The sequence below is a fragment of the bacterium genome, assembly GCA_040757115.1.
Classification (GTDB): Bacteria; UBA9089; CG2-30-40-21; order CG2-30-40-21; family SBAY01; genus JBFLXS01.
The window spans coordinates 2,934-15,447 of the sequence record JBFLYA010000085.1 but is presented as its reverse complement, the minus strand read 5'-3'; the positions used below and the strand labels follow the sequence as shown (position 1 = coordinate 15,447).

Below are 12,514 nucleotides of genomic sequence, written 5' to 3'. Positions count from 1 at the left end.
TGGATTACATTCGACCCTTTCAGGGTCGAGTTTTGCGGGCGTTTATTTCCGTAGATTGCATCTACGGTTATTTAAAATTCGACGCTTTCAGCGTCAATAACCTAAAACCTAACCGCACAGGTCGAAAAATTTTGCGACCTGTTCAGGTAGAAAATTAAGTAAGCAGATTTTTATAGTAAGCGGGGGGATTTAGTAAGCGGATTTAGCGGAAAAAGAAATAAAAAAAATCCGCTCAATCCGTTTAATCCGCTTACAATAAAAACCTGTGGAGTAGGGGCATGTCTGGGTTGCGTAATAAATGTTAGAGATGGAGAGAAAACCATCGATAAACGCGTTTGTAAAGATGGGCCTGTATTTGATTGCTAATGAGGTCATCTGGGAATGAATAATAGTACACTGATGACCCAGAAAATGCAGGAACTGAGTTAATTCCGCTTTCGAGGTTTACCCCCCTAAACCTCATTGAATTGACCAACCGCAGTTAATGCAAAACTTGTTCTGAAGATTGATTTGCGTACCACAATGAATACAATATTTCATCTCTGTTTTAGGTGGCTTTAGCCCTGGGGATTTAGTGTCTTGTGGTGGAGGTTGAACTGGGGAACGGTCGGAATCTTTTCGTTCCATTTGTGAACGAATAGAGTCACGGTTTTCAAGATAGACCTCAGCGGAAAGTCCGTCCTTTAACAGTGCCTCAAGATTCTTCGCTAATTTGCTATCCTTTGTAGTCATTTCAGTGAGAGGTTTGTCGATAAGGCTCATAGCTTCCTGATAAGCGTCTGATGGGAATTCGCCGCGATCATAAAGATCGAACAGCTTGCGTCGTTTCAGTTGTATTTCCTCTCTGCACCGGCGTTCGGCTTCGGAACGCTGAAAGGCAAGTTTGGCTATGCGCTGGGCGTCTGCGGTCAGAAAGATATCTTTTGCCATGTCCCCACAGAAAAGAGGTTCCTGGATACTTTTGGCCAAACATCGCGCGCTCTGGGACACCTCCCGTTCGAGGTATTTATAGACCTCCCAGATTGACACATAGCCGTCGTTGTCCATATCTGCTTTGCCCTTTAGCGCCTCCAGTAGATGATGGGTAAAAATACCATGGCCAATGGTAGGGTCTTCCCAGGAACGTTGATTCGGTTTAGCCGCTGAAATCACTAACCTGCCTTCTCCCTGTGCCAACCGCTCGCAGGGATTTTCTACGATTCCCAAATCCCGCGATCCTCGCTGAGCCACGCCACCCGCGTAGCATGCATCCAGGAAAATAATCAATCGCTGAGCCTTAATCGTGCTCAATAGCCGGTGAAAGTCGGTGTTTGATAGCGCTGAGGCAAATAAATCGTCAGGGTTCGTATCCCACGGCAGAAGATATTTGGCAATCCCATCTTTTTCAGTGTCTTCCTTGTCACTTTCTACACCGCCATGTCCAGCGAAGAAAATAATTACCGTCGATTCGGAACCGGTGTATTTATAGAGCCATCCAGTAATCGCATTCTTGATATTGAATAAAGTCGCCTGCTCGTCCAATAGCAGTTTGACATTCTCCTTTAAGAATCCAACGTGCTGTGGATTCAACAATAAGTCACAAAATGCTTGAGCATCGGCATGAGTGAAATCAAGCTTTCGAATACGCGGATCGCTATATTGTCCAATGCCTACAATCAGCGCATAAGCAGATTTGATTGCTACTGTCGCTACTGAACCACTAAATACTTCACTCATGATTTTATCTCCCTTGCTGAGGTTGTTAATGTCAAAAACTTTTACCTAAATTTCTCTTAACCTTCTATATTTTCAGACAATTATGTAAATTTGACTTGCCTCCCCCAGTTTTTACAATTTCGCGATAGGGTATATAATTTCCGTAAGCGTTCAGGTGATGTAACAATAAGGAGATGTGGAGATTAAGGAGATAGGGAGATATTATAAAAAAATTGAAATTAATAGAAACTAATAGAAATTTATGGAAATTTGTTGTTTTCCACAATCAATTTCTACCTATTTCTATTATCTTATCTCCATATCACTCTTATCTCCTTATCCCCTTTCTTACACTTTTGATATATAGCCTGAACGGTTACGAAAAAAATATCTCCGTTAATACAACACGCGACACTAAGAGGAAATTGATACCAAATATTAGTATTCCCACTAATACAGTAATGGTCAGAAGTTGGAATATGAGCAGCACCATCGGATGCATCATAAACCATACCATTATAAGGCCTGGTATTGCCGGCCAAATCAGGGTAGTGGGATGCGACAGTGATGGTTTGAGCTCGGAAGTCGTTATTTGTGCCGGCTGATGGATTAGAGGAACCAGTAACAGCGGTAGCACCATACCCATACCTAAACCTGTGAGAGCCCGAAACCACCCTGGCGATGCCCACAGGTGTAGCGTGTTGCCCCAGCCATCCAGCAAAAATGGCACCATCAGCAAGCTAGCGCTAACCCCACTTCGAACATCTGGGAAACTGCGCTTCCACCCACCGCTTACTGCCAGATAGAGGTATGACGATACCACTCCGAAATGCAAGCCTGAACACCGAAAACAGAGGGGGAAGACAATACCATCAAAGTGCGACGAGCGACCTGGCAATTGGTGACATATCAATCCACAGAGATCATACAGAACAGACATCGCTAATAATAACTCCCCGACATACCAATCACATAGGCTATTATCCCGCAGATACATGAGAGTACACACACACTGATGCCTACCCACAACCATAATCGCCCAACGGCTTTTTTGGCGGGATTAGGATCGTTCATGTAGATTATTCCCATGATAATGCCGAGCAATGGTATGAACAATGTGCCGACAATGATGCCCGTCTTCAACCCCGATGAGACTGGTGCACCATCTGGTGGGAAAGGCGGTTTCCCTATTTGGGTTTGTGGCTCAGTCGGGTAATCTATTGTCATGGAAGTGCCACATTTACCACAGAACTTAGCTCCATCTGGATTTTCAAAACCACATTTTGGACAAAACATGATAGTGCTCCTCCTTTTTGGATTTGTTAACCGCAAGGTTGTTTTACACATGCTATTGGTTAACACGAAACTCACAGGTTGCTTCAGTCCATTTGTCTGTCGGAATCGCTTCGACATTTTTCTTGATTACTGTAATATCACGCGCCGCGGCTGCCGGCGTCTCTATCCGAAACAGCGAACCATCCGATGAGAATTGCGACGCCAGTAATTCTACCTTCTCCAATGTAGCGATGGCTTTCAACTTTTCGATTCCCGGCGGTCCCAGCAGTCCGTATTCAAAACCATACTCTTTGCCAGGAATTTCATAGCTCTGATTGGCTGAAATCAAATTGTTACGATATAGCCCATTGGGAAATAAAATGGTCAGTTTTCCACTCGTACCGATATTCAGCAAGGTCAAATAGCAGTCCTTAGTGGAACGGAAGCACACATTAATCTTGTCGCCAATACGATACTTAGCTTGTTTCGCTGATGGGATAATATTAATATCACGACTCTCCACACTGGTCTCGGCGGCGAGAGAGGTCCACACATGGACAGAAAAGTCTCCCGTTGGCTTTGTGATAGCGTTGAGCTTCTCTCCGAGCAGTTGGCTTATGGTTGATGGGTCTTCATGCTTAACTTTGCTCTTCTGCTCAAAGAATAAATAGGCAAACATACCTACCAGAAAAACGAAGAGAATGGCTGCAATAATCGGTAATCCTTGATTGCCACAGAGCTTGTAGGCTATCACCAGGATGACAATAAACGCCAAACTGAAGATTAGCGATTGACTTGACAATTTCTTGATGACAATCTGTAACATTTCTTTCGTGCCAAATAGGTCAGCAATAGGATGTGATTGGTTTCCAGCCTTGTATTCATTACTGAACTGATAGGAATTTGCTTTTGGGTCATTTTTGATGTTACCTTCACTTTTAATCATTATGGTTATATTTTACCACAAATTTTATCCCATGTCAATAAAAATTTTGATCTATCAGTAATTCTCGGTGGAAAATTAGATAGAGACTCATTATTCCTTATTTTCCTCTCAAAATCTTTACGAAAAATATTTTTTTCTATCTCTCCTAAACATAGGTGAATTCAGTCTCTAAAAATTCACCGAGAATTACTGGGTTTCACGAGATTTCTCTTGACAGAAACAAATTATAAGGGTATAATAAAAATAAGGTGAATAATTTGAGATTAGTAGCCTGGGAGGTTACTCGAAGATGTAATCTTTCTTGCATCCATTGTCGGGCAAGTGCGATTAATAGTAATAGATTTGATGAGGATGAGTTATCTACAGAGGAGGCATTTGTTTTAATTGATGAAATTGCTAAAGTTAGCCATCCCATACTTATCCTTTCTGGCGGTGAGCCACTACTTCGACAGGATATATTTAAAATAGCCTCTTATGCCATAAGTAAGGAATTTACCGTTGTCATCGGTTGTAATGGAACTTTGATTAATGAGAAAGTCACTGAGCGAATAAAAGATGTTGGAATTAAAAGAATTAGTGTTAGTCTGGATGGTGCGGCGGCTAAAACCCATAATAAAATTAGACAACAGGGAGCATTTGAAAAGGCTTTAGAAGGACTAAAATGGGCAAAAAGAAGTGGTCTTGAATTCCAGATTAATACTACGGTTACAAAACAAAATTATCTAGAACTCAATGATATAATCAATTTAAGCATTAAATTGGGTGCGGTTGCCTGCCATTTCTTCTTCCTTGTCCCAACTGGCAGAGCTAAGACAATGGAGAAACAGGAATTAAGCCTCACGGAATACGAAGATGTCTTAACCTGGTTATATAAAAAAAGTAAAGTAACAAATATTGAAATAAGAACTACCTGTGCCCCACATTATTTCAGGATTATGCAACAGATAGAAAAAGGTGAACAACATTTTCCCTTAAGCAAAGGTTGCTTGGCCGCAACTTCTTATTGCTTCATCTCTTACAAAGGTGAGGTATTCCCGTGCGGTTATTTAGATGTTCGTTGTGGCGATATTAAAACCCAGAGTTTTAAAGATGTCTGGGAAAATTCGCAAGTCTTTAACGAATTGCGTGATTTTTCTAAATACAAAGGTAAATGTGGACGATGTGAATATATCAATGTGTGTGGTGGTTGCCGAGCACGAGCCTATGCGAAAACAGGTGATTACTTAGACCAGGAGCCTAATTGTATTTATCAACCAAAAAAGGAGCGGATAAATTGATGATTGAATCATTAGTCAAAGAAAATATTAAAACCTTAAAACCATACCAAATACCGGATATTTCCTGCCCAATTAAATTAGATGCGATGGAAAATCCCTATGACTTACCAGACGAAATAAAAGAATTGCTTAAAGAAAAGATTACTGGTTTTAATCGTTATCCCGACCCACTTTCAAATGAATTACGCCAGACTATTGCCGCATATCTTGGCATAAATAAAAAAGAAATTTTGGTTGGTAATGGTTCTGATGAACTAATCTTATACATTCTGCTAACTTTTAACGCAGGTCAAGTTGTTTTTCCCACACCTACCTTTGCCATGTATAAAATATTATCCCAGATTACTAACACCACGCCAATTGGAATACCTTTAACTGACAAATTTGAATTAAATGAGGAAAAGATATTGAAAATAACCAGGGATACTCCTTCCATTATTTTTCTCGCTTATCCAAATAATCCAACAGGAAACTCTTTTTCAAAAGAAAAGGTATTAGAAATTATTGACGAATCGCCAACCTCATTAATAATTATTGATGAAGCCTACTTTGAGTTTTCAAAGGAAACCTTCATTTCACTGATTAACATTTACCCGCAGGTAATAATTGTAAGGACATTTTCTAAGGCATTTGGTTTAGCCGGATTAAGAATTGGATATTTGATTGCTAATTCTCAAATAATCGATGAACTTCTCAAAGTAAAATTGCCCTATAACCTGAATGCTTTTTCTCAAGCAGTGGCGACTTGTGCCATAGAAAATTTTAGATACCTTTTACAACCTCGAATTAACCAGATAATAAGCGAGCGAGAAAGGGTCTATGGATTTCTTAAAGGAATAACGGGCATTATGCCTTACCCCAGTGATGCTAATTTTATTTTATTTAAAACCCTTAATATCCCGGCAGATACCCTTTTTTCAAATTTAGTTGAAGAAGGGATATTAATTCGTAATTTGAATGATGATATCCCTAACTGCCTTCGAGTAACTATTGGTAATGAACAAGAAAACAATGCCTTTTTGGGAAAGATAGATAGTATTTGCAGAAGATATTAAGGCTTCTTTTCTATGGTTCTGCAAAATAGGATTTGGGGGAAAAACTGAGAGTTAGACCTGAAATTAAATCAAATATCAAAAAGCAAAATTACAAATCAAATTTCAAAAAGGACTGTAACTATTCAGCCACTGATTGACACGGATTAGCACGGATAAATACAGGGGGCAGAAGGCAGAGGGCAGAGGGCAGAGGGCAGAAGGCAGAGGGCAGAGGGCAGAAGGCAGAGGGTAGAGGACAAATGAGAAAGGGGGAAACGGGGAAACGGAGAAAGGGAGAAGCGGAGAAGGAGAGGAGACACGAGGCACTATACCTGAATTTTCAGCCATCAGCCTTCAGCCTGATTACGGACACGGAAAACGGACACGGATTACGAATTTTCAGTGTTTCATCCGTATTTATCTGTGGCTGAATAATTACGCCAGGTATTTGAAAAAATGTAGGGTTCAATTTAATTTTTGCTTGACAATATATACATAATCCTTTACAATATTGTTAAGAATAATGCATATAAGGATAGATGATGAAGAAGATAGAAGCACTGCTTATATTACAGAAATCCAGAAGAGATATTTTTAGTCTGATTGACCTTAAAAAACTCCTCAGAAGTGAAAGTGATAACATCGCCTACATTCAGGCAAATAGGCTGACGAAGGAGGGTCTATTAGACAGAATAGCTAAAGGAGTATATTGTTTAAAAGATAAAAAACCTACAGATTTTGAGATAGCTAATTTCCTCTATAAACCCTCCTATGTTTCTTTAGAATCTGCTCTGGCATACTATGGTATTTTAATTCAGGTGCCACAGGTTATAACTTCAGTTACCATCAAAAGGGCTAAAAAAATAAGGGCGGTAAATAAAGAATTTGCCTATTTTCATTTAGACCAAAGATATTATTCAGATTATATTAAAGAGCAACATTTTCTTATCGCAACCCCTGAAAAAGCCATTGTTGATACCATCTTCTTTGCAAGTTATGGGAGAACGGTAATTAATCCTGAAGAATGGGTATTAGATAAGATTGATAAAAAGAGGTTAAGAGAACTATCTGGCAAGATTAAGAGTGAAATTTTTGGCAATTTCTTTGATTCATTGAATATAAAACTATGATTAGTAAAGAACAGGTTAGAGAATTATCACATAAATTTGCTATTGACGAGTTCACTTGTTTAAGAGAGTATTTGCAGATTCTTTTTCTGGCGGCGCTTTATGAGCAAAAAGAGAGTTCAAAAATTTATTTCAAAGGCGGCACAGCCTTGAGACTAATTCTTAATTCCTTCAGATTTTCAGAAGATTTAGATTTTACCTCTTTAATATCTGCTGATGAAATAAAAAAGTTACTCATCAAAATTATCAGAAAAATAAATCTTCTTATGCCTGAAATAGAATTAAGACAGATTACTTCTAACATTAACAGTCTCACAGGATTTTTGCGATACAAGACTGATGAGTTGAAATTTCCCTTAAATGTTCATCTGGAATTTTCTTTAAGGGAAAAGCCTTTGACTGAAAAAGATGTTGTTATGGAGACATTATTTCCCATCAGCCCATATCCTATTATCAAATGCCTGTCGTGGGAAGAGATTCTAACAGAAAAAATAAGGGCATTGATACATAGGGTAAAAGGCAGAGACCTTTTTGACATCTGGTATCTTCTTTCAAAAGGAATACAAATTGACTGGGTGATGGTTAATAAGAAAATGGAATATTATAACAGAAGAGTAACCCAGAAGGATTTAGTAGATAAAATCAGGGGATTTGACCAGAAAAGATTAAAATTAGACCTCGGAAAATTTCTACCTTTAAACCAAAGAAGAATTGCTGAGAATATTAAGGAAATGGTCTTAGAAAAATTATAGGTGGTGAAACGATGGGGAAAACAAACACAAGTAGATGGCAGGTTAGGGATAGAATTGCTGACCGATATGAGATTTACCAGGTATTAGGGGGAGGAATGGGTATTGTCTATGTCTGCTATGACCACGAATTTAAAATACCTGTTGCCCTTAAGACCTTTCAGGAGCAATACCTTTTTTCTGAAGATGGCCAAAGGTTATTTGAAAGAGAAGCCCTGGTCTGGACAGAATTGGAAAGGCATCCCTATATTGTCCGTGCTCATTGGGTAGGTAGATTAGAAGGAAGGCTATTTATTTTCCTTGAATATATTCCTCCAGATAGACAGAGAAGAAATACCTTAAGCCATTATCTTCTTGGGGATTTGACCCTACAGGAAGTCTTAAAATTCTCCATCCAGTTTTGTTATGGTATGGAGTATGCCTACTCTAAAGGGATAGATTGCCATCGGGACATAAAACCAGATAATATTATGATAACCTCTAATAAGACGGTAAAGATAAGCGATTTTGGTTTAGCTAAGGCATTTCAAGAGATAGAATTTAAGGGGGATGTTATCACAGAAGGGGTATCTTCTTTAAGCATATTTAGAAGCAAAGGGAAGAGGGTTTGTGGCACACTTCCTTATATGGCACCAGAGCAGTTTGAGGGGGTTACCGACAAAAGGTCTGATGTCTATAGCTTTGGTATTGTCTTATACCAGATGGCAGGAAATGGGAGATTACCTTTTGTGGGCAGTAGTATAAAAGAATATGAGCGGTTACATAGATATGGTAAGATTCCTCTCCTTCCCTCTCCTCTTTTCTCGATCATTAAAAGATGTTTAGAAAAAGAGCCAGATAAAAGATACCAGGATTTTACCTCTATCAGGGAGGAGTTAGAAAACCTGCTTTTAAAAGAAATAGGGGAAAGAATAACCCCACCTGAGAGGGAAGAATTAGAGGCAGGAGAACTTTATAACAAAGGGGCCGCCTTATTAAATCTTGGTAGACTTCAGGAGGCAGTCTCCTGTTTTGATAAGGCATTGAAGATAAACCCAAGGGATGCAGAGGTATGGTATAACAAAGGGTTTGCCTTAGGGAATCTTGGTAGACATCAGGAGGCAATATCCTGCTATGATGAGGCATTGGCGATAAACCCAAGGTATGCAGAGGCATGGGGTAACAAAGGGAATGTATTAAGAAGGCTTGGTAAACATCAGGAGGCAATATCCTATTTTGATGAGATATTGAAGATAAATCCAAGAGAGGCACTGGCATGGTATAACAAAGGGCTTGCCTTAGGGAATCTTGGTAGACATCAGGAGGCAATCTTCTGCTGTGATAAGGCATTGGAGATAAACCCAAGGCTGACAGAGACATGGAATAATAAAGGGAGTGCATTAGGCAATCTTGGTAGACATCAGGAAGCAATCTCCTGTTTTGATAAGGCATTGAAGATAAACCCAAAGGATGCAGAGGCATGGTATAGCAAAGGAAATGCCTTAGTAAATCTTGGTAAAAGTGAGGAGGCAATCTCCTGCTATGATGAGGCATTGGAGATAAACCGAAGGTATGCAGAGGCATGGTCTAACAAAGGGGGTGCATTAGGAAAGCTTGGCAGATATGAGGAGGCAATCTCCTGCTGTGATGAAGCATTGGAGATAAACCCAAGGTTGGCAGAGGCATGGATTAACAAAGGGTTTGCCTTAGACAATCTTGGCAGACATGAGGAAGCAATCTCCTGCTATGATAAGGCATTGGAGATAAACCCAAGGTTGGCAGAGGCATGGATTAACAAAGGGATTGCCTTAGGAAATCTTGGCAGATATGAGGAGGCAATCTCCTGCTTTGATAAGGCATTGGAGATAAACCCAAGGTATGCAGAGGCATGGTATAATAAAGGGCTTGCCTTAGCAAAGTTGAGAAGGTTTCAAAAGGCATTAGAATGTATTGATGAGGCAATAAGGTTAAATCCTGATTTACCAATGGTTCACCAGCTAAAACAAATGATTCTACAAGACTTAAGGAGGTAGGCGATGGATAAGCTTTCTATAGGGGCAACTCTTGCCTGGCAGATTGCGGTAGCAGAGGCGGCAAATAAAAAATTAGGTAACTGTTCACCGCAGAGACAGAGAGACGCAGAGAAAAAATTAAAAACTATTTACCATACGCTTCATTCCATCCCTGATTTTCATCAGAGCAAGCTTTTGAGGACCAATAATATATCATGAATTGATTAACAAATTTGGTTTTGATGTCCTATGTATTACAAAGATTACCTCAATAATCTTTTCTGTGATCTGATTTATTTCTATGTCTTCTCTGTTCCTCTGCGTCTCTGCGGTGAATTACTATCTGAACGGTTACATAACTTTTTATCGGCATATCACTAAAGATGTCCATAAGATGTCGGTGAAAAGTGTCGGTAAAGTGTCGGTGAAAAATGTCGGTAAAGTCTTCCTTAAAGATGCTACTAAAAAGGAACGCAAAGAATATATATATAACAAAATAAAATCAAAAGAATTATTTACTTTTGTCACCCTGGCAAAGGAATTAGCGGTAAGTAATAAAACAATTGAGAGGGATATAGAGGAATTGAAAAAAGAAGGCAAAATAAAATTTGTTGGTTCAAAGCGCAGTGGTTATTATGAAATAATATTGTAAATCGTATGTGTTTAGAGTTTAGTGTTTAGGGATAAAAAATCACTAAACACTAAAACAAACTTCACTAAACACATCCAGATTTTTGATTAAAAATAGGTTTTATCCAGGAGCATTCCAACAGGACAGAGGAGGCGAAACAATGGGTATATTTAGAGGTTTGGGGAAAAGAGAGAGTGCAGAAAGAAGTAGGGCAAACACAGGTAGATGGCAGGTAGGGGATAGGATTGGTAACCGATATGAGATTTACCAGGTATTAGGAGGAGGAATGGGTATGGTCTATGTCTGCTATGACCACGAACATAAAATACCTTATGCCCTTAAGACCTTTCAGGAGCAATACCTTTTTTCTGAAGATAGCCAAAGGCTATTTGAAAGAGAAGCCCGGGTCTGGACAGAATTGGAAAGACACCCCTATATTGTCCGTGCTTTTTGGGTAGAGAGATTAGAGGGAAGGCTATTTATTGTCCTTGAATATATTGCCCCGGATAGACAGGGAAGAAATACCTTAAGCCATTATCTTGGGGATTTGACCCTATCTGAGGTCTTAAGATTCTCCATCCAGTTTTGTTATGGTATGGAGTATGCCTACTCTAAAGGGATAGATAGCCACCGGGACATAAAACCAGATAATATTATGATTACCTTTGATAAGACGGTAAAGATAACCGACTTTGGTTTAGCTAAGGCATTTCAAGAGATAGAACTTAAGGGGGATGTTATTGCAGAGAAAGCATCTTCTTTAAGCATATTTAGAAGTAAGGGGAAGAGGGTTTGTGGCACACTTCCTTATATGGCACCAGAGCAGTTTGAAGGATTGGCCGACAAAAGGTCTGATGTCTATAGCTTTGGTCTTGTCTTATACCAGATGGCGGGAAATGGAAGATTACCTTTTGTGGGTAGAAACGGAGAAGAATATGAGCGGCTACATAGATATGGTAAGATTCCTCCCCTTCCTTCTCCCCCTGGCATATGTCATGCTGACCCTGAACTTGTTTCAGGGGTTTCAGCATCCCTTTTCCCGATAATTAAAAAATGTTTAGAAAAAGAGCCAGATAAAAGATACCAGAATTTTACCCTTATCAGGGAGGAACTACAAAACCTGCTTTTAAAAGAGACCGGGGAAAAAATAACCCCACCTGAGAGGGAAAAATTAGAGGCATGGGAACTTAGTAACAAAGGGACTGCCTTATTAAATCTTGGTAGAAGTCAGGAGGCAATCTCCTGCTATGATGAGGCATTGGAGATAAACCCAAAGGATGCAGAGGTATGGAATAACAAAGGAGTTACCTTAAAAAATCTTGGCAGATATCAGGAGGCAATTTCCTGCTATGATGAGGCATTGGAGATAGACCCAAGGGATGCAGAGACATGGAATAACAAAGGGACTGCATTAGACAATCTTGGCAGACCTCAGGAAGCAATCTCCTGCTGTGATAAGGCATTGGAGATAAACCCAAGGTATGCAGTGGCATGGTATAACAAAGGGAATGTCTTAGGAAGACTTGGTAGATATAATGAGGCAATCTCCTGCTATGATAAGGCATTGGAGATAAACCCAAGGCTTGCAGTGGCATGGTATAACAAAGGGGTTGCCTTAGGAAATCTTGGCAGATATCAGGAGGCAATATCCTGCTATGATGAGGCATTGGAGGTAAACCCGAGGTTGGCAGAGGCATGGTATAACAAAGGACTTACCTTAGTAAATCTTGGCAAACATCAGGAGGCAATCTCCTGCTATGATGAGGCATTGGAGATAAACCCGAGGTAT

At 39.7% G+C, this 12,514-nt stretch carries 13 protein-coding genes and 1 pseudogene; 10 read left to right on the top strand and 4 right to left on the bottom strand.

Features of this window, described 5'->3' with window-relative positions; all coding sequences use genetic code 11:
• Positions 1-255: 255 nt before the first annotated feature.
• Positions 256-366 (top strand): hypothetical protein, encoded by a 111-nt coding sequence (locus tag AB1422_09275; GenBank protein ID MEW6619503.1) that lies wholly within the window; start codon positions 256-258, stop codon positions 364-366.
• 93 nt (positions 367-459) lie between these two features.
• On the opposite strand, the gene AB1422_09270 is transcribed toward AB1422_09275, so the two are convergent.
• Positions 460-1,716 (bottom strand): caspase family protein, encoded by a 1,257-nt coding sequence (locus tag AB1422_09270; protein MEW6619502.1) that lies wholly within the window; start codon positions 1,714-1,716, stop codon positions 460-462.
• A 212-nt stretch (positions 1,717-1,928) separates the two neighbouring features.
• Between AB1422_09270 and AB1422_09265 the strand changes: the two genes are divergently transcribed.
• Positions 1,929-2,300 carry a hypothetical protein gene (locus AB1422_09265; GenBank protein ID MEW6619501.1) on the top strand — a complete coding sequence of 124 codons (372 nt, stop codon included), beginning with the start codon at positions 1,929-1,931 and terminating at the stop codon, positions 2,298-2,300.
• Between the two features lie 38 nt (positions 2,301-2,338).
• Here the strand turns inward: AB1422_09265 and AB1422_09260 are convergent.
• From AB1422_09260 to AB1422_09250, 3 genes and pseudogenes are all read right to left on the bottom strand, one after another.
• A pseudogene (locus AB1422_09260) lies at positions 2,339-2,635 on the bottom strand (DUF2085 domain-containing protein).
• Positions 2,636-2,637: 2 nt separating this feature from the next.
• Positions 2,638-2,991, bottom strand: coding sequence for a zinc ribbon domain-containing protein (locus AB1422_09255; GenBank protein ID MEW6619500.1), 354 nt, complete (start codon positions 2,989-2,991; stop codon positions 2,638-2,640).
• A gap of 52 nt (positions 2,992-3,043) precedes the next feature.
• Positions 3,044-3,916 (bottom strand): DUF4384 domain-containing protein, encoded by an 873-nt coding sequence (locus AB1422_09250; GenBank protein ID MEW6619499.1) that lies wholly within the window; start codon positions 3,914-3,916, stop codon positions 3,044-3,046.
• 248 nt (positions 3,917-4,164) lie between these two features.
• Here AB1422_09250 and AB1422_09245 point away from each other — a divergent pair, with 248 nt between their 5' ends.
• From AB1422_09245 to AB1422_09210, 8 genes are all read left to right on the top strand, one after another.
• Positions 4,165-5,193 (top strand): radical SAM protein, encoded by a 1,029-nt coding sequence (locus AB1422_09245; GenBank protein ID MEW6619498.1) that lies wholly within the window; start codon positions 4,165-4,167, stop codon positions 5,191-5,193.
• A complete protein-coding gene (hisC, locus tag AB1422_09240; protein ID MEW6619497.1) occupies positions 5,193-6,248 on the top strand; it encodes a histidinol-phosphate transaminase in 1,056 nt (351 codons plus the stop codon). The genes AB1422_09245 and hisC overlap by 1 nt, the downstream gene beginning before the upstream one ends.
• 518 nt (positions 6,249-6,766) lie before the next feature.
• Positions 6,767-7,357: a type IV toxin-antitoxin system AbiEi family antitoxin domain-containing protein gene (locus AB1422_09235; protein MEW6619496.1), complete on the top strand. Its 591-nt coding sequence runs from the start codon at positions 6,767-6,769 to the stop codon at positions 7,355-7,357.
• The gene (locus AB1422_09230; GenBank protein MEW6619495.1) at positions 7,354-8,106 is read left to right on the top strand and encodes a nucleotidyl transferase AbiEii/AbiGii toxin family protein; all 753 of its coding nucleotides are present in this window, start codon (positions 7,354-7,356) and stop codon (positions 8,104-8,106) included. Before AB1422_09235 ends, AB1422_09230 begins: the two co-directional genes overlap by 4 nt.
• Positions 8,107-8,117: 11 nt before the next feature.
• The gene (locus tag AB1422_09225; protein ID MEW6619494.1) at positions 8,118-10,115 is read left to right on the top strand and encodes a serine/threonine-protein kinase; all 1,998 of its coding nucleotides are present in this window, start codon (positions 8,118-8,120) and stop codon (positions 10,113-10,115) included.
• 3 nt (positions 10,116-10,118) lie between these two features.
• Positions 10,119-10,313, top strand: coding sequence for a hypothetical protein (locus tag AB1422_09220; protein MEW6619493.1), 195 nt, complete (start codon positions 10,119-10,121; stop codon positions 10,311-10,313).
• Between the two features lie 82 nt (positions 10,314-10,395).
• Complete coding sequence (locus AB1422_09215; protein MEW6619492.1) at positions 10,396-10,746, top strand: HTH domain-containing protein; 351 nt, start codon at positions 10,396-10,398, stop codon at positions 10,744-10,746.
• A 139-nt stretch (positions 10,747-10,885) separates the two neighbouring features.
• Positions 10,886-12,514, top strand: a 1,629-nt coding sequence (locus AB1422_09210) for a serine/threonine-protein kinase (GenBank protein MEW6619491.1), incomplete at its 3' end; no start/stop codon positions are given.

Coding starts and splice junctions, on each gene's coding strand:
- AB1422_09235 (MEW6619496.1), top strand. CDS start 6,767: ATGATGAAGAAGATAGAAGCACTGCTTATATTACAGAAATCCAGAAGA.
- AB1422_09215 (MEW6619492.1), top strand. CDS start 10,396: ATGTCTTCTCTGTTCCTCTGCGTCTCTGCGGTGAATTACTATCTGAAC.
- AB1422_09250 (MEW6619499.1), bottom strand. CDS start 3,916: ATGATTAAAAGTGAAGGTAACATCAAAAATGACCCAAAAGCAAATTCC.
- AB1422_09230 (MEW6619495.1), top strand. CDS start 7,354: ATGATTAGTAAAGAACAGGTTAGAGAATTATCACATAAATTTGCTATT.
- AB1422_09255 (MEW6619500.1), bottom strand. CDS start 2,991: ATGTTTTGTCCAAAATGTGGTTTTGAAAATCCAGATGGAGCTAAGTTC.
- AB1422_09220 (MEW6619493.1), top strand. CDS start 10,119: ATGGATAAGCTTTCTATAGGGGCAACTCTTGCCTGGCAGATTGCGGTA.
- AB1422_09225 (MEW6619494.1), top strand. CDS start 8,118: ATGGGGAAAACAAACACAAGTAGATGGCAGGTTAGGGATAGAATTGCT.
- AB1422_09270 (MEW6619502.1), bottom strand. CDS start 1,716: ATGAGTGAAGTATTTAGTGGTTCAGTAGCGACAGTAGCAATCAAATCT.
- hisC (MEW6619497.1), top strand. CDS start 5,193: ATGATTGAATCATTAGTCAAAGAAAATATTAAAACCTTAAAACCATAC.